Below are 20,185 nucleotides of genomic sequence, written 5' to 3' on the forward strand. Positions count from 1 at the left end.
CGATCAGCGGGCGGTCGAGGCGTAGGGCAGCAGGGCCACCTCACGCGCGTTCTTGACGGCCAGCGCGATCTTGCGCTGGTCCTGGACGGACAGCCCGGTCACGCGACGGGCGCGGATCTTGCCACGCTCCGAGATGAACCTCTTCAGCGTCGCGATGTCCTTGTAATCGATGTTGGCCACGCGAGTGGTCTTCACCGGCATGATCTTCTTCTTGTTCACAGACTTGCGCTGTGGACCGGCCATTGTGGTGCTCTCCTAATCTTGCGGGCCTTTCCGGCCCAGTGGGAAGCCCGTCGTGAGACGGAATGTGCCAGCCGACCCGGCGGGTCGGTTGTGCGGGTGGATCAGAACGGGGGCTCCTCCGCGGCCGCCTGGTTCCATGGGTCGTTGCCGCCCCGGTTCCCGCCGCCGTAGCCTCCGCCACTGCTGCCCCACGGATCACTGCCCTGGCCCTGCTGGGGCTGGTTGCCGTAGCCGCCTTGGCTGCCGTGGTTCTGTCCGCCACCCTGGTTCTGGTTGCCCTGCCAGTTTCCGCCACCCTGGCCCCCACCACTGGTGCGGGTGACCTGCGCGGTGGCGTACCGCAGGGAGGGACCGACCTCGTCGACATCAACTTCGAACACCGTGCGGCGCTCGCCCTGCTGGGTCTCGTAGCTGCGAGACTTCAGCCTGCCCTGCACGATGACACGCATCCCTTTGGTGAGGGACTCGGCGACGTGCTCGGCGTACTGGCGCCAGACGGCGCAGTTGATGAACATGGCCTCGCCGTCGCGCCATTCACCCGACTGTCGGTCGAAGGTGCGGGGCGTCGAGGCGACGGTGAAATTGGCCACCGCGGCACCACTGGGGGTGAAGCGGAGGTCCGGGTCTCCGGTGAGATTGCCCACCAGCGTGATCTGGGTTTCGCCTGCCATGTTTTCCTCCGGGATCGGACTTGTCTTTCATCAACACTATGGTCGCCACCCCCGACAGAAACCTTCGGGGCCGGGGATTGACCTCAGTGTTGAAAGCTCACTTCTCGAGGCGGAGCACCTTGGTGCGGACGATCCGTTCGTCGATGCTCATCAGGCGGTCCATCTCCTGGACCAGCGCGGGATCGCAGGTGACTTGCATGACGGCGTAGCTCGCCTCGGACTTCTTGTTGATGTCGTAGGCCAGACGCCTGCGACCCCAGTGGTCGACATTGTCGACCGTGCCACCACCGGCGGTGATGACCTCGAGGTGCTTTTCGATCAGGCCCGGAACCTGGCGCTCGTCGGTATCGGAATCGACGAGGACCATGATCTCGTACTTGCGCATGGGTACTGCCCAACCTCCTTCGGACTGGCGGCCACGGGTCGTTCCCGCAGCAGGAGGGCATGGCCGACCGAGTGATCAGCCGAGGGCTGAGTTTACCCGAGCGGCCCCGTCGCGGGAAACCCCGGCAGGTCCAGGCGTCCCGACGCCTCGATCGCCTCCCAGAAGAAGTCCGCCATGGCCCGGTAGCCGGCATCGTTGGGATGGAACCAGTCTGCTGCGGTGTTGATGTGGTAGCGCAGCGGCCCGAGGCCCCGGGTTGCCTCGTGGATGTGGACCCGGTGATGACCGTGCAGGGCGATGAGATCGGCCACCGCGTCGTTGAACCTCTCCGCCCGTCGGGACAGCACTGGCAGCGTGAACCAGGGCACGTCCGCGACGAAGCTGCCCGGGGGCAGCTGGGTGAGGATGTCGACGAAGTGTTTCTCGAAGGACTCGAGGGTGTTTCCGGGCAGCACCACGTCGTTGCCGCCGATGTCCAGGGTGAGGATGTCGGGGGCACGGTCGAGTTCTGCCAGCTGGGGAAGCTGATAGCGGACGACGTCGCGGCTGGTGGCCATCGACACCGACAGGTTCGTCACGACGACCTGCCGCCGGCTCACCTGCGAGATCCGCTCCGCGAGCAGCGCGACATAGCTGGTCTCCACCCGACTGGCCCCCACGCCCTGAGCTGCGGAATCCCCGAGAGCCACGTAGTGAATCGCGTCCTCGGGGACGTTAGTGGCCGCTCGGCGCCAGTACTCGGCGTAATCGACCGCGTGACGGTTGATCGTTGCACGTCCCATGACATAGGCCGCGCCCAGCGCTATTCCTGCCGTCGCGAGGGCGGCACCCATCCAGCGTTTCATCGGCGGCGGTAGGGGCCGGGGATGATCGGGTTGCCGTCGCGGCCCCAGGCGATCAACCCGCCCGAGACCGACTCCGCGAGGATGCCCTTCTCCCGAAGTTCCGCCGCGGCGATGGAGCTGCGCAGCCCGTTGTCACAGATCACGACGACGGCGGAGTCGCGTTCGGCCAGGGGGTCGCCGCCGTGAATGGCGTCAAGGGGGTCGTCGTGCAAGTCCTTGGGGTCGACCGGCCTGGCGCCGGGTGCGTGCCCGGCCTCGTACTCGGCCTTGGAGCGGACGTCTATCAGAACGGCACCCTTGCTGAGTGCCAGCACTGCGTCCTCGACGCTCAGACCGGAGGAGCGTTTGCTCAGGAAGTCGAACAGACCCATGCGGTCAATAATTCCACGGCTTTCCCGGGCGCTGACCGAGCCATGCCGATCCTGTTCGGGATGGTCATGCCAGGAACGTGTTTCTGCTCTTGCCAACGCATTCTCGCTCGAGCGGCACATTCCCGGCGGGACGTGACTGTCGGGCTAGCCCCACCCGGATTGACCGGGCAGCGGGATGGGGCGCGGGCTCACGACCCAGAAAGCTGGACGTCATGAACTTCACCACCTCGATCTCCGTCCGCGGCCTGACCCGCATCTACGATGTGCCGGGGCGCGACGACGCCCGCGTGGTCGCGCTCGACCAGGTCGACGCCGATTTCCCCGCAGGAAGTTTCACCGCGATCGTCGGCGCCTCCGGTTCGGGCAAGTCGACGCTGCTGCACTGCATGGCAGGTCTCGATCAGCCCACCAGCGGCCGGGTATCCATGCTCGGCACCACCACCTCGGAGATGAAACCTGCCAAACGCGCCGCGTTCCGTGCCGCCAACACCGGGTTCGTGTTCCAGGAGTACAACCTCATCGCATCACTGACCGCCGCCGAGAACGTGTCCATGCCTTCCAGGTTGGCTGGCACTCCACTCCCGGACAGCCAGATCCGGGATGCCCTCGAGGCCGTCGGCCTCGGGCATCGGGCCAACCTGAAGCCTCATCAGCTCTCCGGCGGCGAACGTCAGCGCGTGGCCATCGCCCGGGTGATGGCCAGCCACCCCAGGATCGTCTTCGCCGACGAACCCACCGGCGCCCTCGATCTCGACTCCACCGGCCTGGTCCTCAACTGGCTGCGAGAACTCGCCTCACGGGGAACAACGGTGGTCATGGTCACCCACGACGTCGAGGCCGCAGCCCTGGCGGACTCCGTCGCGGTGATGGGTCAGGGCCAGCTCGCGGAGTGGTCGACCGCCCGCGACGCCCGGGTGATAGCCGAGCTCGTCCACACGGTCCGCGCGCTCTGAGGAGACGGAAAATGTCAACCTTGATCTGGAAGGACCTGCGTCATCACGCCAGCGAGTGGCTGTGGTCGCTGCTAGTGGCCACCGTCGGCGGCACCATCATCGGAGTCGTCATCACCTCGTGGTGGAGCGCCGTGCAATGGTCTCTGACCCACCCAGATGGGCCGTACATGCTCGCGAGCAACATCCTCGGCAGCAACATGGTGTCCTACATAGGAGTGGCCACCGCCCTGGTCATCTCGACGACCCTCGGCCTGACGGTGACCGCCCAGCAGCGTTCCCACGCGCTGTGGAAGGTGCTCGGCATACCCGGCCGCCGTATCCGTTCGGTCATCCTGTGGCAGGTCTGCGCCGTCGGTCTGGTCGGTGGGCTGCTGGGAGGGTTGTTGGCCCTGCCCACGACCCGTGTGTACCTGTTGACATGGCGTGAATTCAGCCTGTTCCCGGATGACCTGCCCCTGTCGATGCCGTTGTTCGGGATTCCCGCGACAATGCTCGTCACCGCCCTGTTCAGCGTGCTCGGCGGATTGGGAACAGCGCGCCGAGCAGCGAACGTCCCGGAGATGCAGGCGCTGCGGGAGGCGGCATCCCCCAAGACCCGGACGAAACTGTGGCAGTGGATCGCAGCCGGCTTCTTCCTGATTCCCGTGGTGCTGATGCCGATCCTCATCAACCTTCCCCCCGAGGCCCTGCACAGTGCTCACACCCCGGAGATGCCCGATGTGCCGGCCGAGGCGGCAACCGCGGATTTCGAGTCCCCGGGCGACCGTGCCGTCCTGGGCGGAGGCATCGGGCTCATGGTCACCCTGGCGGCGTTGTTCATCCCGAACTGGACCGTTCGCCCGCTGCTGATCGGGTGGACGAGCCTGATTCCCGGCCGCAGTCCGGCCTGGTTCGCCGCCCGCGCCAACGCCCGGCATCGCTCGGCGTTCAGCTTGACGACTATCGTGCCTTTCGCCATCGCCGTCGCCATGACCGGCGTCTTCCACACCGTAGCCAATGCCGGACGGGCTGCCGGCGGCATGCATGGCGGGGTCAACGGTTTCCTGACCATCATGGTCCCGATCTTCTTCGTCGCCGGCGCAGGGGGCATCGCGAACATCGCGATGGTGGGACGGACCCGCCGCCAGGAGGGAGCCCTGCTCGGGGTGATCGGAGCGAGGTCGGGCACGATCCTCGGATCCACGATCCTGGAGGGCGCGATCTACGCCACTACCGGAATCCTTTTCGGGCTGGCTGTGACTCTGCTCAGCGCCACCTCCGCTGCCCTGATGTCCGGGGGCGGGATGGAGGTCTTCATCGGCTCCATCCCGGTCACAACGCTGCTGCCCGCGATCGGGGCATCACTCGTGCTGGCCATCACCACCACGTGGCTACCCGCCCAGCTCGACCGCGGGCCAATGATGGAGAGCCTGCGCCAGCCGGTTTGACGCGAGGATTCAGAGCTGGTTGAGCCGGGGCGAGATCTCGCCCCCGGCTCAACCAGCTCGGGGAAAATCACCAGCGGTCGTGGTGGACGACCTCCTCTAGGGCGATGCGATGATTCCAGCCAAAACGGATCAGGTCGGGGATCTCCTGGAGTTTCGTCACGCGACCCACGCACAGCCAGCCGACCGGTCTCACCCGTTCTGGAAGCCCGAGCAGCTCCTTGAGGAAGAGTTCCTGGTAGAACGACACCCATCCGACTCCGAGGTCCAGGGCGGTGGCCATCAGCCACAGGTTCTGCACGGCACACACCACCGAGAACGTCCCGGCGTCGCTGATGGTGTGGCGTCCCAGGACGTTGGGGCCGAAGCGTGTCGGATCGTAGGTGGCGACGATTCCCAGCCCGGATTCGCGGATCCCCTCGATCTTGATGGGATTGAATTTCTCCCGCTGGTCCTCGTCGAGGGAGTCGGCATAGTCCTGCCGACACTGCGCGACGTGCTCGGCGAAAGCGTCGAGGATGGCGGTGTCGCGGACCACGACGAAATCCCACGGCTGACTGTTGCCCACGCTCGGGGCGGCGTGCGCCGCATTCAGAAGGTCGGCGAGTTCCTCCTCGCCCAGGGGGTCGCCGGTGAACTCGGCACGCACGTCGCGGCGGCGCTTGATGATCGCTTCGAGGGCTTCCTTGCAGTCCAGATCCATGCGGAAGACCCTAGCGGGAACTTTCTCGCGACCTCGGGAGGGCAGCAGGTCATCCCCGCGGCTGCCCTGACGCGCCAACCAGGGCGCCGACGCTGCTTCAACGCCTCGCACCTGCCGTCGATGAATTCCTTGAAACGCTCCTCCACCTATCAGCGCCGTGCCTTGAGGATGGACTGAAAGGACAATGGACCGCCGAAGAGAATCAGAAAACATGGTTCGGGCAACGAGTCGTTGTGGGTGAGGGACCTCGACTGGCGAACCAGAAATGCTTCGACCAAATTTCTTGGTGGATCACGCACAGCCATCTTCTGATGCAGACTTGACTTGGAAACTAACAAACAGAAAGTTAGTATTCAAGAATGAAGTCACGTGTGGCGCTGCAGCAGCTGGCGGAGGTGACCGAGTCCCAGTGGGGCATGGTCACAACCGCCCAGGCCCGCGCACAAGGCATCGACCACATGACCCTCAAACGGCTCAACGATGACGGCCATCTGGTCCGGCTCATCCACGGCGTCTACCGCAGCGCCGGCGCCCCGAGCACGGAACACGAGGAACTTCGGGCAGCGTGGCTCGCGACCGAACCCCGCAGGCTGGCTCTCGAACGCCTCCACGACGACCGCCCGGGGATCGTCGTCTCCGGGGAATCCGCTGCCCGGCTCCACGGCATCGGAGACCTCTGGGCCACTCGGAGCGAGTTCACCTCGCCGACACGGCGGCAGAGCCAGCGGCTCGATGTCCGGTACCGCACCCGGAACCTTCCCCGTGAGGATGTCACCGTCCGGGACGGCCTGCCTACGACCACACGGGAACGCACCATCGCCGACCTCATCGAAGATCGACAGGACCTCAGCACCGTCGCGGACGCTCTCCGGGACGCCACCCGGCAGTCTTCCCTGGACACCGAACGCCTCACCGAGCTCCTGGCTCCCCTGGCGCGCCGCAACGGCTGTGCGGCAGGTGACGGCGCGGCGCTGCTGGAAAAGCTCTCCCGGTCGGCGGGAATCGACGAGGACAGCTGGGTCAGACGCATCGCAGAAAACGGACCCCTCATGGCAAAGATCCTCACGTCTCCCCAGGCGCAGACCATCTTCGAGAAGCTCCCGAACGTCTTCAGTGACCTCCTCGGCGCCTCAGGACTCCAAAAAGCCTTCGCAGCAACGAACCAGAAGGTCTGGAAGTCTTTTCACACAGGAAACACCGAATTCTTCGTCCCGGAAACCACTGAGCTGCTCGCGAACACGATTCGCAATCAGCTGGTTCATCCGATGGCAAGCGCATCACGTCCCACTCCCCCGCCGCTGGAGTCCGACATGCCACACGAGTGCGAGGATCCTAGATGACAGACCCCTACCGGACGCCGGCGGCGGTCGAGTCGGCAATACGATCAGCCGCTCAGAAAGCAGCCCGGAACGACAGGTCCCTCAGCGCCCAGGAGCGCATCCGGCTGGAGTACTTCCACCGTTTTCTGTGCCGGATCTTCTCAGAGACGCCAACCGACGCATGGCTTCTCAAGGGCGGAACGGCCCTGCTGGCCAGGGTCCCATCGGCGCGGGCAACCAGTGATGTCGACTTGTTCAATCGGCATCACTCACTGGCCGCCGCCCTGACCGAGCTTCGGCGCCTTGCGGCCCTTGACCTGGGAGATTTCTTCCGCTTCGAGTATGTCAGCCACACGGATTCACTCGGCGGTAAGCAGCAGGCCTACACCGAAGGAATCCGCGTGAGTTTCGACGTCTACATCGGCGTCAACAAAAAGGACCGGCTGAATGTCGATCTCGTTGTCAAAGCCGTTACGACAGACACCCCGGAGACCATCATCCCGTCGAATGTCCTAGCACTCCCCAAACTCCCGCAGTGCGAGTATCGCCTGTACCCTTTGGTCGACCAGATGGCGGACAAGGTGTGTGCGACACTTTCCCTTTACAACGGTCATCCTTCGACACGTGTGAAGGACCTCGTGGACCTTGTTCTCCTGACACTCACACAGACCATCGATGGCGGCAGACTCGAGGTGGCCATCACCCGAGAAGCAGCGTCCCGAGGGTTACCGTTCCCGGAGACCTTCACGGCACCTCCGGACTGGGATGTCTCCTACAGAAGACTCGCCTCCCCCATCTCGGACTGCAAGGACCACCTCACCGTCGCATTGGCCACGAGCCTCGTCAATGCGCTGTTGGAACCGTTGCTGGCTGGGAAGGCCAAGGGCCTGCGGTGGGATCCCAAGATTCGCGCATGGGTTTGAGCCGGCTTGGGGGGCGGAACACGAGGAGCTCTGCACGGCGTGGCTCGCAGCCGAGCCCCTCCCGTTGCTTGAGGTAGTGAGTACGAGGGGATTTGAGGATACTTAGAGTCAATGCAAGTGAATGACGGCACCTCCTCCAATCGCCCCAGAATGCGAGAGTCGAATTGATTCAAATCTCAACTGAGTTTTCCGCCATGATCCTGAACAGAGAAGGGGAGACTGCCCAAGACTGGTTGGAGGCCTTGCCGTATACGGTGGAAGATTTGCTCGACAGGTGGTACCTTCGCCTGGAGGGACCGCCGATGTACGGGATGTGCGCTGTGGTCCTGCCTGTTCATTGCAAGGACGGGAAACGCGGTGCCCTGAAAGTGAGTTGGGTCGACGACGAGACCCGGCTCGAGTCCGTTGCATTACGTACATGGGGCGGTCATGGAGCGGTCTCGGTGCTGCGCACCGACGAGGTGTCCGGCGCCATGTTGTTGGAGCGGTTGGATGAGCGGCGGGGCCTTCTGGACATCCCAATTCAGGAAGCGCTGGACATCGCCGCCGCCCTCCTTCGCGAACTGCGCGTTCCCGTATCCGCTGGGTTTCGCAGCGTCGGTGACATCGCTGCCCGGTGGGGCACGGAGTTCCCCAAGAACTGGCGGCGGCTCGGCGAACCGTGCCCCGAGGAGCTCGTCTCCTCTGCCGTCGATGTGTGCGCAGAGCTGGCCGTCCTGCCTGCGGAGCCCTCGCTGCTGCACGGTGACTTCCATTACGCCAATATCCTTGGGCGCGGCAAGGATGCGTGGGCCGCCATTGACCCCAAGCCACTAAAAGGCGACCCCGCGTATGAGGTGGTTCCGCTGCTGCGCAACCGTTGGAGCGAAATCCGGGGCGGTGACGAAACGAACACCACGGTGCGGAAACGGATGGAGCGGTTCGCCGGAATGGCCGAGCTGGACCCAATGACCGTGCGGCGGTGGTGTCTCGTGCGCAGCGTGGATGACGCGATGTGGTTTCAAGAAAATGGCTACGAGGCCCGGGCGGAGATTTCTTGGGACATCGCCAGGTCGATGTCGGCGGATCTGTGAGGCTTGTTCACGGGCATGGGCCGCCGCAGAACTCTCATTCAAGGCGAACTCGAGGGCAGCTGTTCATGAAAACCCGTGAAAGACCTCGTGGACTTTGTCGTCCTCATCCTCACACAGACCATCAATGGCGGCAGACCCGACGTGGTTTCGACTCGGACCGCTCCTTCGTCGCGGTCCGGCTCAACCAGCTTCATGAGGGGTGAGCCCCAACTCATCCGGCAAGAACCCGTCCGGCTGATGGCTCAACTGGAGCGCCGACGTCGTTCCAGTGCCTCGTACATGCCATCGATGAGTTCCTTGAAACGCTCCTCCACCTGCCGACGGCGCACCTTCAACGTCGGGGTGAGCAGGCCGTTGTCGGTGGTGAGGTCGTCGTCCATCAGCTCGGTGGCGCGGGGTTTCTCTTGGCTCGGGAGCTTGTCGGTCAGGGCGGTGACCCTCCGACGCAGCTCCTCGGCCAGCTCGTTGGACTTCAACCAATCGGCCACCTCCCCCGGCCACTGCATCAATTTTCCGAGCTCCTCCACGTGCGGCAGCGACGGTTTGACCAGCAGCGTCACGCAGGGCCGGTTGTCGCCGAGCAGGACGGCGTGCTCGAACAGTGGGTCGGCGAGAATGAGCCCCTCGATGGGCTGCGGAGCGACGTTCTTGCCGCCCAAGGTGACGATGATGTCCTTGATGCGGTCGGTGATGACCAGAAACCCGTCGACATCGACGTATCCGGCGTCCCCGGTGTGCAGCCAACCGTCGGAGTCGATGGCGGCGGCGGTGGCCTCCTCGTTGTTCCAGTACCCGGCCATCACGTTCGGGCCACGGAACAGCACCTCACCGTGTTCGCCGATGTGCAGCTGCCCGCCCTTGAGCACCCGCCCCGTCGTGCCGATCTTGAACCCACCCGGCGAGTTGAAGGTCACCAGCGGCGAGGCCTCGGTCAGCCCGTAGCCGGTATAGATGGGCATCCCGACCGCGGAGAAGAACTCCTCGATCTCCTTGCGCAGCGGCGCCCCACCACAGGCCAGGACCGCCTTGTTGCCGCCCAGGGCGACGCGGATCGAGGACAGGACGAGCCGGTCGGCCATGCCGAGCTGGGCGCGCCAGAACCACGCCGGTCGCCTTCCCTTGCGGTAGGCCCGCTGGTTCCGGGCCCCCACGCGCAGCGCCCACTTGAAGATGCCACGTTTGATCCCCGAGGCCGCGACCTTCGCGTGAGCGGTCGCGAAGACCTTCTCGTAGAGCTTCGGAACGCTCACGAGCAGCGTCGGCTTCGCCTGCACCAAGACCTTGGCAACGGTGCGGGGGTCGGGAACGTAGGTGTTCATGCAGCCCTTGAGCAGCACGATGCTGGTCCATGCCCGCTCCAGCGCGTGCGAGAGGGGCAGGAAACACAACGAATGTTCCTCCGGCCCGAAGTGGAACAGTTCCTCGATCGCCTCTTTCTGGGCGATCATCGCGGAGTGCTTGAGCATCACCCCCTTCGGGTCGCCCGTGGTGCCGGAGGTGTAGATGATCGATGCCAGGTCATCAGGGCCCGCCTGAGCGAGACGGGCCTCCAGGGCCCGGGCATCGGGGTTGGAGCGGAAGTCGTCGTAGGTGATGACCCGCTCCGGCATGCCCTCCCAGGGGTCGAGAATCACCACCTGTTCCAGATCGGGCAGATCATCGGCGACCTCCAGGACGCGTTCACACTCGCTGCGGCCGCCCACGAACAGGATCCGTAGCCTGGAGTCGGCGGCGATGTGCCGGATCTGTGCCGGGGTGGAGGTGGCGTAGATGGGCACCGGGATGGCCCTCACTGTGGCGGCGCCGAAGTCGATCTCCGACCACTCGGGGCAGTTGTTCGCGAACAACCCGATGCGGTCTCCCGGCTGGATTCCCCGGTTCAACAGCCCTTGAGCCGCCTCGTCGATGCGCTTACCGAACTCCCGGAAGGTGTGAGTGCGCCAGCCCCCGCCGACCCGGATCCGGGTGGCTGGGCGGTCAGCGTGCTCGGCTATGGCCGCGCGCATCTGCACGGCGAGGTGCTGGATCATTGGTCCTCCTGGTCGGGAACCAAGGATAGAGGTTCATAGCGACGGCGAGTCCCTTAGGGCCTGCTGCGAAGAGCGTCGCCTGGGTGAGGACGCCCCGGACGGGACATCGGACCACCCGATCCGGTGCGCCGCAGCCGGGCATGACTTCCGCACCAGGACCCAACTACGGGCACAGCCGGTGGAGCCCGCACGTGACCGTGCCATCGTCCAGGGTCAGGACCGGGCCCGTTCCGGTGATGATGAGAACCGGGGCGAGATCGTTGACCGCCCGCACTGCGGGATCGTCCATGAGCACCGACGATCCCGCAGCTTCCAGGGCAGTTCGGGTCTTTCCGCAGGCGCGCACGCCCTCCAGCATCACCGCTCCGGAGATCCTGAGCGCACGTCTCATCGCGCCGTCCATCACGCGTGGAAGATACGCCCCTGTCACTATCCACCTCCCTGGCCTTGATTCCGCAGACGTTCTAGGCATCAGTTTGCAGACATCGTGGAGGCGGATATGCAGAATCCGTTCTCAGACGACCGGGATGCAGATCTCGGTGAGGTACTGCGCCGGATCCTGGACCTGTACCGGGCCAACGATGTAGCGGTTGTACATGGGACCGGTGATCTTCAGCCCGGAGCGGGTGATGTACTCGGCCAGTTCCTCGTTGACGGGACCGAACTGGTCGTAGCCGCCACGGAAGGTGGCCGCCGCGACCCGCTGTTCTGGCAGCTCCCGGATCACGAGCGGCTCGGATGCGACGGTGCCGGGGGCGACGGGTTCCCAGATCTCGATGTCGATGTCGGAGTCGCGATACTCGGGGTCGTGGAAGATGGCTCCACAGGGCTCGCCGGTGTACGTGAGGCCCTGCTTCTGGAACGCCTCCATGAATTTCGCCCACACCGTGTTTTCGTCGGTGTAGGAGTCGATCTTCGTGCGCAGGGCGGCGACGAGCTGCGCGGGATGGGTGGTGACGGTGATGTCGGCCATGGTGGCCCTCCTCGTGGTGTGGGAGATGAGTCTGTCGATCTCGGCGATGCGGTGGCGGACCGCCTCGGCGTCGGCGACGAGTTGATCGCGCTGCACGGCGAGCGCGCGACCCAGCGCCTCGGGGTCGTCGCGTTGCGGGAGCAGGGCGGCTATGGCGGAGACGGAGAACCCGACGTCACGCAGCTGACGGATCAGCGTCGCGTCACGCACCTGCGAGGATGCGTAGAACCGGTGACCGGTGAAGTCGTCGGTGGTGGCCGGGCTCAGGACGCCGTTGGCGTCGTAGTAGCGCAGCATCCGCACCGACAGCCGGGTGAGAGTGGAGAACTCCCCGATCCGGATCAGTCTCGTCTCGGTCATGACACCATCGTGGGACCTGACACCGTGTCAGGGTCAACCGGGCCGGATTCCCCATCCGGCCTCGCGACCTGCAAGACTCTCCGCCATGAATCCGGCACCCTGGCGCAATCGGCTGAGTTTCGGACTGGGCACACTCGGTCGCGACATGTCGGCCGCGCTGGTCAGCATGTACCTGATGTTCTACCTCACTGATGTGCTGCACATCTCGCAGTCGGCGACGGTGGTGGTGACGGTGGTTCTGGTGGCGATGCGGATCTTCGACGCCCTCAACGATCCCTTCATGGGTGTCATCGTCGACAACACCCGTTCCCGGTTCGGCAAGTTCAAGCCGTGGATCGCGCTGGGCGCGGTGCTGTGGGGGGCCGCCACGCTGGGAATCTTCGTGGATCTCGGATTCTCGGGGGCGGCCTTCCTGGTGTGGTTCACCGTGGTCTACCTGGTGTGGTCGGTGGCCTACACCATCAACGACATCTCCTTCTGGGGCATGCTGCCCGCCCTCTCCCAGGACCTGAAGGAACGGGAACGCATCGGGGTGATCGCCAGGATCTGCGCCAACCTCGGGTTGTTCTCGGTGGTGGTGGCGGTGGTGCCCGCGACGAAGGCCCTCGGCGGGCTGCTCGGCAGCGAGCAGCTGGGGTGGCTGGCCTTCGCCGCGCTGCTGGTGGTGCTGATGCTGGGTTTCCAGTCGTTGACGCTGCTGTTCACCCGGCAGCAGGTGGCGGTGGGGGCATCGCAGACCCCGTTCCGGGAGCTGGTGCGGGTGATCGGCCGCAACGACCAGCTGCTGTGGGCGGCGGGGGCGATGCTGTGTTTCATGGGCGGTTACATGACCGTCACGAGCCTCGGCATCTACTACTTCAAGTACGTCTACCGCGACGAGGCCGCCTACTCGGTGTTCGCCGCCATCCTCGCGGTGACGCAGCTGGCCGGGTTGGCGCTCTTCCCGCTGGTTCGAAGGTTCCTGCGTCGTTTCCAGATCCACACCTTGGCCACCCTCCTGTGCCTGGCGGGGCTGGTGGTGTTCTGGTTCGCGGGTTCGTCGCTGACGGTGGTGGCGGTCGCGGGGGTGCTGCTGTTCACCGGGCAGGCTTTCATCCAGTTGCTGATGCTGATGTTCGTCGCCGACTGCGTCGAGTACGGGCAGTGGAAGCTGGGACGTCGCAACGAGTCGGTGACGTTGGCGGTGCAGACGTTCATCTACAAGGCCTCGAACGCCATCGGCAGCGGGTTCGTCGGCCTGGCGCTGCTGGTCTCCGGGATCAGCGGAGCCCGGGGGGTCGAGGACGTGACTGCTGCCGGGATCGTCGCATTCAAGTCGGTGATGCTGCTGATCCCCATGGCTCTGATCGCGACGAGCTGGCTGATCCTGCGAGCCGGCTACCGGCTCGACGAGAAACGCTACACCGAGATCCTCGCCGATTTGGAGGGCGGGGAAACCTCCGCCTGACGATCTCCCCTCCCCGGGGCGAATCCATCTCCCCGACCACACTCGCCCTGGTTTCGACACGACCAGTTCGCCGAGCGAGCAGGCCGGCTCAGCCGGTTTCTTGCGACGCTCTACCCGAGGGTCAGCAGGGCGGCCACCGCTATCTCGAGGGCGTCTTCGAACATGGTTTCGCGTTCGGCGGCCGTGAGGTCGGCGGAGTGGTCGAGGAGGTGATCGGAGACGGTCAGCACCGCCAGGGCCTCGGCGTTGTTGCGGGCGGCCGCCGCGTACAGACCCGCGGCCTCCATCTCGACCGCGAGGGTACCCAGCTTGGACAGCTCCGGGATGATGTCGGTGCGGGGGTGGTAGAAGTAGTCGCTGGTGAAAACGGAACCGACGTGAACCGCCCTGCCGCTGCCCCGTCGCGCCTGCGTCACGGCGGCGGCGAGCATGTCGAAGTCCGGCGCCAGCGACAACGTCACCCCGGGGACCGCGACGGTGGCCACCGAGGAGTCGGTGTGCGCGGCGGAGGCGATCACGACGTCGCGGACGCGCACCTTGGGCGAGAAGGCCCCGCAGGTCCCGACCCGGCAGATGCGCCTCACCCCGTGACGGGAGAACAGTTCAGTGGCGTAGATGGACATCGACGGAACCCCCATCCCGGAGGCGGTCACGGTGACGGGAACCCCGTCGAGGGTGCCGGTCCAGGTTCCGATGCCCCGGACGTCGGAGACCAGCTGGGCGCCATCGAGCCGGTTCCGGGCGATGTGTTCGGCGCGACGCGGATCACCGGGCATGAGTACCAGAGGGGCGATCTCACCGATTTCACGGGAGAAGTGTGGGGTTGAAGACATGACAAGAGCCTAGCCACGTACGATGACCGGATGGATGCCACCGGCGACGTGGTGCTGAGACCACCCGAACCCTCCGACGCCGAACCCCTGCACCTGCTTTTCCGGGACCCCGAGGTGATGCGTTGGATCGGGGATGGGCGGGTGCGGAATCTCGCGTACTACGAGGATTTCGTGCACCACCAACGCGAGTTGTTCCACACCAAGGGCTACTGCTTCCACACGTTGTGCGTCGAGGGCCGGGTAGCCGGCTTCGCGGGCCTTCACGACTGGAACGCGGAGTGGGGGCCGACGGGATCCGTCGAGCTCGGATACCGGCTCGGAAAGCGTTACTGGGGCCGGGGCATCGCATTCGACGCGGCGCGCAGGGTACTCTCGGGTGTCCCACATCTGCCGCTCACCGCGATGATCGCGGTCGGGAACACCCGATCCGAACGCTTGGCGCTGCGACTCGGATTCGTGGCCGCCGAATCCTATCGGATCCCGGGTGGCGGCGAGGCCCGCTGCCATCGTCGCGGGGCGGGTACCGGGTCGTGAGAAAGTTCAAGCCCCGGATCCATCCGATCCGGGGCAGTGGCAGGTGTTGGATTTGAACCAACGTAGGCAACGCCGACGGTTTTACAGACCGCTCCCTTTGGCCGCTCGGGCAACCTGCCGAACGCTGGCTGACCAGCGACGGAAAGAGTATCAGTGCCGGACGGATACGTCCAACCCGGGGTGCGAGCGGGCTCCCGTGAAAAGTTTTGAGGCTGTGGTGAAAGGTTTTGTACCGTGTACCCCACATTTTCTTTCCACATGACATAACTCGCGGGATGCGGAGCGACGGGGTGGCGGGTCGCGGGTGGCGGAGCGGCGGCGGGGAGAAAAACCGGGCGAGGCTGGCACAATGGGTGCCCCACGATCCGAGGAGGAACCCATGGCAGCGGACAGCTCTTTCGACGTCGTCAGCAAGGTTGATCGCCAAGAGGTAGACAACGCGCTGAACCAGGCCGCCAAGGAGGTGTCGCAGCGCTTCGATTTCAAGAACACCGACTCCTCCATCCGCTGGTCCGGGGAGGCCATCGAGATCGAGTCGAGCGGCGAGGAGCGCGCGAAGGCGGTGCTGGATGTGTTCCAGTCGAAGCTCGTCAAACGCGGGGTGTCGTTGAAGGCTCTCGACACCGGCGAACCCCGCATCTCCGGGAAGAAGTGGAAGATCACCTGCACCACCAAACAGGGCATCAAGCAGGAGGACGCGAAGAAAATCTCCAAACTGGTGCGCGACGAGGGTCCCAAAGGCGTGAAGGTGCAGATCCAAGGTGACGAGCTGCGAGTCAGCTCGAAGTCACGCGACCACCTCCAAGAGGTCCAGCGCCTCATCAAGGAGGCCGACTACGACTTCGCCGTCCAGTTCGTGAACTACCGCTGACCCATCGGGGTCGCCGAGCCGACCGCCAGCGACGGGGATGGCGCCGGGAGTGCCCGTCCCTGTGGCCGCTGGGCCATCGCGGCGATACCGCGACCCATCAGGCTTTCGCGACCGCCAGGAACATCGGGAAGTCCTGGCGCTCGCCGTCAACCTCCTTGCCGACCACCCCGGCGTCGTGGAAACAGACGTCGCGGTATCCCGCCTTCTCCAGCCAGCCACGCAGCTCGTCGCGGCAGAAGCCGTGATGGCCGTGGAAATCGACGACAGTGGCGTGGTAGCGCTTCGCGGCGTCGTGGTCGAGGTCGGCGATCGCCACCACACCGCCTGGGGTCATCACCCGAAGCAGCGCTCCCAGCAGGGCCGGCACGTCATCGACATGGTGGAGAAACATCTGCGCCAGCGCCAGCTCGTAGGGACCACCCGGGATCCCCTCGGCGAGGTCGGTCACCGCGGCGCTCCACCCCTCCAACCTCTCGGACGCCAAGGCCTTCGACGCGACCTCGATCATCGCAGGTGAGGCGTCCAGCAGGGTGGTGGGCCCAAGCACGTCGGCCAGGCAGCGGGCGAGCATTCCCGTTCCGGAACCCAGCTCAACCGTCACCGGATGTCCATCGAGGGGCACCACCGAACGCATAACTGCAGCGACCCTTCGAACCCTGGCCATCCGCTCCAGGTCGTCGTCCCAGGTGGCAGCCCGTTCGTCAAAATCTTCACCCATGGCCTGAGCCTACCGGGCAGCTTCGGTGGCCCGCTTCGGGATCAGGTGGACCACCGCGACAATCACCGCTCCGACCGCGAGGCCAAGCGCAGCGGAGCACGCGGTCTCCACCACCCATTCGAGCACCTCACCGGTCACCGGCACCGAGGCGGTGGCATGGGCCAGACCATGCACCAGTCCCAGGGGCGCACCCCACCCGAGCTTGGCGGCCCCATCGAGCAGGATGTGGCCACCGACCCACAGCATGGCGGCGATCCCGATCACCGACAGCGCGGCCAGCAACTTCTGCATAGCACCCACCAGAAAACCCCCGAGCGCACGCCCCGCCCCCGTGCCCTCCTTCAGTTTCAGGCCGACGTCGTCCATCTTCACGATCAACGCCACCACGCCGTAGACCAGCAGCGTGATCAGGATCCCGACCAGCACCAACGTGATCGCACGGCGCCAGAAACCCTCCTCGGCGAGGGAATTCAAAGAAATCACCATGATCTCCGCGGACAGGATGAAATCGGTGGTGACGGCACCGCGCACCAGGGCGTTCTCGTCCTGCTCGCCGCGATCCGCGACCGGCTCCTCCTCATGATGTCCAGAGAGCGCCTCCCAGAACTTCTCGGCGCCCTCAAAACACAGATAGGTGCCGCCGAGCATCAGAATCGGAGTCAGGATCCAGGGAATGAACTGGCTCAAAGCCAGCGCCACCACCAGGATGATCGCCTTGTTCCGCAACGATCCCTTCGCGATCCGCCAGATGATCGGCAGTTCCCGGGCAGGGCTCAGGCCCGTGACGTAACGGGGAGTGACGGCGGCATCGTCGATCACCACCGCCATTGCCTTGGTGCTGGTTACGCTGGTCAGTTTTGCGATCATCGCCACGTCGTCCAGCAGCGCGGCCAGGCCTCCGGCCATGTGTTTCCTCCAACTTCTCGGGTCGTCACAGAAGGTAGCACTCCGGTCGGCACTACCATGCGACGCCATGAGCACCCTGCGCCTGATCTCCCACAACGTCAACGGCATCCGCGCCGCCCTGCGCCGAGGCCTGCACGATTTGTGGCGACGCGAGAGGGCCGATGTCATCTGCCTGCAAGAGGTGCGCTGCCGCCTCAAAGACCTGCCCGGCGACGCCTTCGCCGGCCACCACGTCGCGTGGTCCATCGGCGAGCTGGCGGGTCGCAACGGCGTGGCGGTCCTGACCCGTGATGCGCCGGAACGAGTCGCCACCCTCGACGGCACCGCGATGGTCGTCGCACCCGACGGCACAGCCAGCGAGTCGGAGGTGGACCGGGTGGGCAACCGTGACCTAGCTGCCTTCGCCGGCGAGGGCCGCTACGTGGAAGTGGATCTGGCCGGGGCGCCCATCCGTGTGGCCTCCCTCTACCTCCCCAAGGGCGCCGTTCCGGAACACCACGCCCGGAAACCCGAGGAAGCTGACACCCCGAAATACGAACGAAAGATGAAATTCATGTCCGGGCTGGCACGTCACTTGACTCAGGCCCGCAGATCCGCGGCGCAGGCCGGGCGCGAGTACGTGATCGTCGGTGACTTCAACATCGCCAACACCCGACATGACCTCAAGAACTGGCGTTCCAACCAGCGCACCGATGGTTTCCTGCCCGAGGAACGCGACTGGTTCACCGCTCAGCTCGGTCCCCGGACCCTCGTCGACGTGGTGCGTGCCATGCACCCGAACCAGGACGGCCCCTACTCGTGGTGGTCGTGGCGAGGCCAGGCGTTCGCGAACGACGCGGGCTGGCGCATCGACTACCACCTGACGACGCCGAGGCTGGCACGGTCGGCGGTTAGGGCGGAATCGCTGCGCGAGTCCGATTACGACTCCCGGGTCAGCGATCACTGCCCCGTCGCAGTCGACTACGACCTGACCATGCTCTCCTGAGAAACCCCGGCGTCCCATTGCTGGGTGAGTTCGTGGGCCTTCACGGATTCCCAGATCGCCCAGATCAGCAGCAGCGCAACCAGCCAAGTTCCGTTCCGAACCGCGAAGACCATGGCTTCGTAGGCCAGCAGAACCGCGGAAATGATGATCGCGATCCGGAGCCGGCGGGTGCTGGGGCGGGTCATGGGAAACAACACCCCTCCCCACAGCAGGTACCAGGAGTGGAGGGCCGGGAGGGTGAACGCCGACAGCAACAACCCCCACCCGGTGAAGTTGAGGGGGCGACGTCCGAGGTGCCGGATAGCCAGCCACACAATCCCGATGGCACAGACCAGAAGTCCGAGGGAACGCATCGCCCCCACGGCTGCTTTGCCATCCTGATCGATGCCCATGAGGTTGAGGAGGTATTCAATGGCTTCGCCCAGCAGGTTGAACGGCGAGGCGCTGGTGACCTTGCCGGGAACATCGACCGCGTTCACCCAGCCGAATCCGAGCCCTGTCACGACACTCAGCAGCACGAATACCGCCACTGAAACGGCCAACGACGCCAAGGCCCTGGCCGCGGCAGCTGCCAGGGGACGAAGTTTCCAGGAGGTCCAGGGGTGGGTGATGAAGGGCAGGGCCACTGCGACGAAGACCGCAGGCTGTTTGATGGCGGCCCCCACCCCGACTGCGACCGCCCCCCACCACCAGGTGCGCCACCTGGTGGTGACCCAGATCCCCATCATCGCCAGGCCCATCATGAGGGCGTCGTTGTGGGCACCGCCCACAAAGTCGATGATGACGATGGGGTTGGCCAGGACGAACCAGCTGGCGGCAGCCGGGTTAATGCCGAAACGCCCCGCAATCCGAGGCACACACCACCCGATCATTCCCACACCGATCAGCGCGGGAAGCCGCATGATCACCGCGGACCAGTAGGGATCGAATCCAACCAGCACGATCAACCAGTGGTTCATCCTGAGAGCCAGGGGTCCGTAGGGTGCCGCTGTATCGCGCCACACCCAGGCCACCTGGTCGGCGAACTGCCCGGGCAGGATCCCGGGACCCACCAGGTAGGGGTTGAGATCGTTGTGGAGCAACCAGCCCTGGGCCGCGTAAGAGTAGGCGTCGTGACTGAAGATCGGCGGAGCGATCAGCATGGGGGCCGCGACGATCACGAGCATTGCCCAGTGACGCAGCTGCGGCTGTCCCCGCGCTTCTCGCCGCGCCGGGCGCACCCTGAGCCAAAACTCGAGCATCAGGGCCAGCCCTGCCATGGTGATGGCGGTTCCGACCCACGTCCACTCGACGCCAGCCAGCCCGTACGAGGACATCGCTCGGGTCAGCGGGGAGGTCCGAGGCAGGTAGGCGGGGGTCAGTGACCCCAACACCAGCAGCACCGAACCAAGGCATCCCGCAAGTACGGCACGTGTGTTGAAGGCGTCCTTGAAAGCCTTCAGCCCACGTAGCGCCGCAGCCTGCACCACCTGCATCAATTCTCCTCCCGCTGCCGCATCCAGCGGACGAGATGATCGGCGCCACCGCTCAGTTCGCCGCCCATCGAAACCCTTCCCGCAGGCTTGTCAAGGGCGCGCATCGGCGTTTCGCGGGATGAAAGGTCGATCTGGGCCATGGG

Annotated in this window: 23 protein-coding genes and 1 tRNA gene; 9 read left to right on the forward strand and 15 right to left on the reverse strand. The window is 65.2% G+C overall.

What is annotated here, in order from left to right; all coding sequences use genetic code 11:
* Window positions 1-3 precede the first annotated feature (3 nt).
* The 5 genes from rpsR to V7R84_RS10905 form a co-directional block, all read right to left on the reverse strand.
* A complete protein-coding gene (gene rpsR / locus V7R84_RS10885; RefSeq protein WP_014847330.1) occupies window positions 4-243 on the reverse strand; it encodes a 30S ribosomal protein S18 in 240 nt (79 codons plus the stop codon).
* A 101-nt stretch (window positions 244-344) separates the two neighbouring features.
* Window positions 345-914 (reverse strand): single-stranded DNA-binding protein, encoded by a 570-nt coding sequence (locus tag V7R84_RS10890; protein WP_338568876.1) that lies wholly within the window; start codon window positions 912-914, stop codon window positions 345-347.
* Between the two features lie 97 nt (window positions 915-1,011).
* A complete protein-coding gene (gene rpsF, locus V7R84_RS10895; protein ID WP_338568877.1) occupies window positions 1,012-1,299 on the reverse strand; it encodes a 30S ribosomal protein S6 in 288 nt (95 codons plus the stop codon).
* A gap of 92 nt (window positions 1,300-1,391) precedes the next feature.
* Entirely contained in the window at window positions 1,392-2,144 is a 753-nt protein-coding gene (locus V7R84_RS10900; protein WP_338568879.1) for an SGNH/GDSL hydrolase family protein, read from the reverse strand.
* Window positions 2,141-2,515 (reverse strand): rhodanese-like domain-containing protein, encoded by a 375-nt coding sequence (locus V7R84_RS10905; RefSeq protein ID WP_338568881.1) that lies wholly within the window; start codon window positions 2,513-2,515, stop codon window positions 2,141-2,143. Before V7R84_RS10905 ends, V7R84_RS10900 begins: the two co-directional genes overlap by 4 nt.
* Window positions 2,516-2,727: 212 nt before the next feature.
* Here V7R84_RS10905 and V7R84_RS10910 point away from each other — a divergent pair, with 212 nt between their 5' ends.
* On the forward strand, window positions 2,728-3,468 hold the full coding sequence (locus V7R84_RS10910) for an ABC transporter ATP-binding protein (protein WP_338568882.1): 741 nt from the start codon (window positions 2,728-2,730) through the stop codon (window positions 3,466-3,468).
* An 11-nt stretch (window positions 3,469-3,479) separates the two neighbouring features.
* Entirely contained in the window at window positions 3,480-4,895 is a 1,416-nt protein-coding gene (locus V7R84_RS10915; RefSeq protein ID WP_338568884.1) for an ABC transporter permease, read from the forward strand.
* A gap of 67 nt (window positions 4,896-4,962) precedes the next feature.
* Here the strand turns inward: V7R84_RS10915 and bluB are convergent, their stop codons facing one another.
* On the reverse strand, window positions 4,963-5,595 hold the full coding sequence (bluB, locus tag V7R84_RS10920; protein ID WP_338568886.1) for a 5,6-dimethylbenzimidazole synthase: 633 nt from the start codon (window positions 5,593-5,595) through the stop codon (window positions 4,963-4,965).
* 359 nt (window positions 5,596-5,954) lie between these two features.
* Here bluB and V7R84_RS10925 point away from each other — a divergent pair, with 359 nt between their 5' ends.
* From V7R84_RS10925 to V7R84_RS10935, 3 genes are all read left to right on the forward strand, one after another.
* Complete coding sequence (locus V7R84_RS10925) at window positions 5,955-6,935, forward strand: type IV toxin-antitoxin system AbiEi family antitoxin domain-containing protein (RefSeq protein WP_338568888.1); 981 nt, start codon at window positions 5,955-5,957, stop codon at window positions 6,933-6,935.
* The gene (locus V7R84_RS10930) at window positions 6,932-7,837 is read left to right on the forward strand and encodes a nucleotidyl transferase AbiEii/AbiGii toxin family protein (protein ID WP_338568890.1); all 906 of its coding nucleotides are present in this window, start codon (window positions 6,932-6,934) and stop codon (window positions 7,835-7,837) included. The genes V7R84_RS10925 and V7R84_RS10930 overlap by 4 nt, the downstream gene beginning before the upstream one ends.
* A 194-nt stretch (window positions 7,838-8,031) precedes the next feature.
* The gene (locus tag V7R84_RS10935; protein WP_338568891.1) at window positions 8,032-8,910 is read left to right on the forward strand and encodes an aminoglycoside phosphotransferase family protein; all 879 of its coding nucleotides are present in this window, start codon (window positions 8,032-8,034) and stop codon (window positions 8,908-8,910) included.
* A 242-nt stretch (window positions 8,911-9,152) separates the two neighbouring features.
* Here V7R84_RS10935 and V7R84_RS10940 read toward each other — a convergent pair whose 3' ends face one another.
* The 3 genes from V7R84_RS10940 to V7R84_RS10950 form a co-directional block, all read right to left on the reverse strand.
* Entirely contained in the window at window positions 9,153-10,940 is a 1,788-nt protein-coding gene (locus V7R84_RS10940; RefSeq protein WP_338568894.1) for a long-chain fatty acid--CoA ligase, read from the reverse strand.
* Window positions 10,941-11,103: 163 nt separating this feature from the next.
* Window positions 11,104-11,331, reverse strand: a complete 228-nt coding sequence (locus V7R84_RS10945) for a hypothetical protein (RefSeq protein WP_338568896.1) — start codon at window positions 11,329-11,331, stop codon at window positions 11,104-11,106.
* A 123-nt stretch (window positions 11,332-11,454) separates the two neighbouring features.
* Complete coding sequence (locus V7R84_RS10950) at window positions 11,455-12,273, reverse strand: MerR family transcriptional regulator (protein ID WP_338568898.1); 819 nt, start codon at window positions 12,271-12,273, stop codon at window positions 11,455-11,457.
* Between the two features lie 85 nt (window positions 12,274-12,358).
* Between V7R84_RS10950 and V7R84_RS10955 the strand changes: the two genes are divergently transcribed.
* Entirely contained in the window at window positions 12,359-13,720 is a 1,362-nt protein-coding gene (locus tag V7R84_RS10955; RefSeq protein ID WP_338568899.1) for a glycoside-pentoside-hexuronide (GPH):cation symporter, read from the forward strand.
* Between the two features lie 110 nt (window positions 13,721-13,830).
* On the opposite strand, the gene deoD is transcribed toward V7R84_RS10955, so the two are convergent.
* Complete coding sequence (gene deoD, locus V7R84_RS10960) at window positions 13,831-14,553, reverse strand: purine-nucleoside phosphorylase (protein ID WP_338568900.1); 723 nt, start codon at window positions 14,551-14,553, stop codon at window positions 13,831-13,833.
* Window positions 14,554-14,583: 30 nt separating this feature from the next.
* On the opposite strand from deoD, the gene V7R84_RS10965 reads away from it, so the two are divergent.
* Window positions 14,584-15,087, forward strand: a complete 504-nt coding sequence (locus tag V7R84_RS10965; RefSeq protein ID WP_338568903.1) for a GNAT family N-acetyltransferase — start codon at window positions 14,584-14,586, stop codon at window positions 15,085-15,087.
* 37 nt (window positions 15,088-15,124) lie between these two features.
* Here V7R84_RS10965 and V7R84_RS10970 read toward each other — a convergent pair.
* Window positions 15,125-15,206: transfer RNA gene (locus V7R84_RS10970), tRNA-Tyr, on the reverse strand.
* Window positions 15,207-15,466: 260 nt separating this feature from the next.
* On the opposite strand from V7R84_RS10970, the gene V7R84_RS10975 reads away from it, so the two are divergent.
* Window positions 15,467-15,958 (forward strand): YajQ family cyclic di-GMP-binding protein, encoded by a 492-nt coding sequence (locus tag V7R84_RS10975; RefSeq protein WP_338568905.1) that lies wholly within the window; start codon window positions 15,467-15,469, stop codon window positions 15,956-15,958.
* A 97-nt stretch (window positions 15,959-16,055) separates the two neighbouring features.
* Here the strand turns inward: V7R84_RS10975 and V7R84_RS10980 are convergent, their stop codons facing one another.
* Window positions 16,056-16,676: a class I SAM-dependent methyltransferase gene (locus V7R84_RS10980; protein ID WP_338568908.1), complete on the reverse strand. Its 621-nt coding sequence runs from the start codon at window positions 16,674-16,676 to the stop codon at window positions 16,056-16,058.
* 9 nt (window positions 16,677-16,685) lie between these two features.
* Window positions 16,686-17,582, reverse strand: a complete 897-nt coding sequence (locus tag V7R84_RS10985) for a DUF808 domain-containing protein (RefSeq protein ID WP_338568910.1) — start codon at window positions 17,580-17,582, stop codon at window positions 16,686-16,688.
* Window positions 17,583-17,658: 76 nt separating this feature from the next.
* Here V7R84_RS10985 and V7R84_RS10990 point away from each other — a divergent pair, with 76 nt between their 5' ends.
* Window positions 17,659-18,567 (forward strand): exodeoxyribonuclease III, encoded by a 909-nt coding sequence (locus V7R84_RS10990; RefSeq protein WP_338573883.1) that lies wholly within the window; start codon window positions 17,659-17,661, stop codon window positions 18,565-18,567.
* Here V7R84_RS10990 and mptB read toward each other — a convergent pair.
* Window positions 18,543-20,042, reverse strand: a complete 1,500-nt coding sequence (gene mptB / locus V7R84_RS10995) for a polyprenol phosphomannose-dependent alpha 1,6 mannosyltransferase MptB (RefSeq protein WP_338568912.1) — start codon at window positions 20,040-20,042, stop codon at window positions 18,543-18,545. The genes V7R84_RS10990 and mptB overlap by 25 nt on opposite strands.
* On the reverse strand, window positions 20,042-20,182 hold the full coding sequence (locus tag V7R84_RS11000; RefSeq protein WP_338568915.1) for a hypothetical protein: 141 nt from the start codon (window positions 20,180-20,182) through the stop codon (window positions 20,042-20,044). Before V7R84_RS11000 ends, mptB begins: the two co-directional genes overlap by 1 nt.
* Window positions 20,183-20,185: the final 3 nt, after the last annotated feature.

This window comes from Arachnia propionica, from assembly GCF_037055325.1.
In the GTDB taxonomy this organism is placed as follows: domain Bacteria; phylum Actinomycetota; class Actinomycetes; order Propionibacteriales; family Propionibacteriaceae; genus Arachnia.

What these genes read in the sequence shown, in the direction of transcription:
- rpsR (WP_014847330.1), bottom strand. Translation starts at nt 243, where the DNA reads ATGGCCGGTCCACAGCGCAAGTCTGTGAACAAGAAGAAGATCATGCCG.
- V7R84_RS10890 (WP_338568876.1), bottom strand. Translation starts at nt 914, where the DNA reads ATGGCAGGCGAAACCCAGATCACGCTGGTGGGCAATCTCACCGGAGAC.
- rpsF (WP_338568877.1), bottom strand. Translation starts at nt 1,299, where the DNA reads ATGCGCAAGTACGAGATCATGGTCCTCGTCGATTCCGATACCGACGAG.
- V7R84_RS10900 (WP_338568879.1), bottom strand. Translation starts at nt 2,144, where the DNA reads ATGAAACGCTGGATGGGTGCCGCCCTCGCGACGGCAGGAATAGCGCTG.
- V7R84_RS10905 (WP_338568881.1), bottom strand. Translation starts at nt 2,515, where the DNA reads ATGGGTCTGTTCGACTTCCTGAGCAAACGCTCCTCCGGTCTGAGCGTC.
- V7R84_RS10910 (WP_338568882.1), top strand. Translation starts at nt 2,728, where the DNA reads ATGAACTTCACCACCTCGATCTCCGTCCGCGGCCTGACCCGCATCTAC.
- V7R84_RS10915 (WP_338568884.1), top strand. Translation starts at nt 3,480, where the DNA reads ATGTCAACCTTGATCTGGAAGGACCTGCGTCATCACGCCAGCGAGTGG.
- bluB (WP_338568886.1), bottom strand. Translation starts at nt 5,595, where the DNA reads ATGGATCTGGACTGCAAGGAAGCCCTCGAAGCGATCATCAAGCGCCGC.
- V7R84_RS10925 (WP_338568888.1), top strand. Translation starts at nt 5,955, where the DNA reads ATGAAGTCACGTGTGGCGCTGCAGCAGCTGGCGGAGGTGACCGAGTCC.
- V7R84_RS10930 (WP_338568890.1), top strand. Translation starts at nt 6,932, where the DNA reads ATGACAGACCCCTACCGGACGCCGGCGGCGGTCGAGTCGGCAATACGA.
- V7R84_RS10935 (WP_338568891.1), top strand. Translation starts at nt 8,032, where the DNA reads ATGATCCTGAACAGAGAAGGGGAGACTGCCCAAGACTGGTTGGAGGCC.
- V7R84_RS10940 (WP_338568894.1), bottom strand. Translation starts at nt 10,940, where the DNA reads ATGATCCAGCACCTCGCCGTGCAGATGCGCGCGGCCATAGCCGAGCAC.
- V7R84_RS10945 (WP_338568896.1), bottom strand. Translation starts at nt 11,331, where the DNA reads ATGAGACGTGCGCTCAGGATCTCCGGAGCGGTGATGCTGGAGGGCGTG.
- V7R84_RS10950 (WP_338568898.1), bottom strand. Translation starts at nt 12,273, where the DNA reads ATGACCGAGACGAGACTGATCCGGATCGGGGAGTTCTCCACTCTCACC.
- V7R84_RS10955 (WP_338568899.1), top strand. Translation starts at nt 12,359, where the DNA reads ATGAATCCGGCACCCTGGCGCAATCGGCTGAGTTTCGGACTGGGCACA.
- deoD (WP_338568900.1), bottom strand. Translation starts at nt 14,553, where the DNA reads ATGTCTTCAACCCCACACTTCTCCCGTGAAATCGGTGAGATCGCCCCT.
- V7R84_RS10965 (WP_338568903.1), top strand. Translation starts at nt 14,584, where the DNA reads ATGGATGCCACCGGCGACGTGGTGCTGAGACCACCCGAACCCTCCGAC.
- V7R84_RS10975 (WP_338568905.1), top strand. Translation starts at nt 15,467, where the DNA reads ATGGCAGCGGACAGCTCTTTCGACGTCGTCAGCAAGGTTGATCGCCAA.
- V7R84_RS10980 (WP_338568908.1), bottom strand. Translation starts at nt 16,676, where the DNA reads ATGGGTGAAGATTTTGACGAACGGGCTGCCACCTGGGACGACGACCTG.
- V7R84_RS10985 (WP_338568910.1), bottom strand. Translation starts at nt 17,582, where the DNA reads ATGGCCGGAGGCCTGGCCGCGCTGCTGGACGACGTGGCGATGATCGCA.
- mptB (WP_338568912.1), bottom strand. Translation starts at nt 20,042, where the DNA reads ATGCAGGTGGTGCAGGCTGCGGCGCTACGTGGGCTGAAGGCTTTCAAG.
- V7R84_RS11000 (WP_338568915.1), bottom strand. Translation starts at nt 20,182, where the DNA reads ATGGCCCAGATCGACCTTTCATCCCGCGAAACGCCGATGCGCGCCCTT.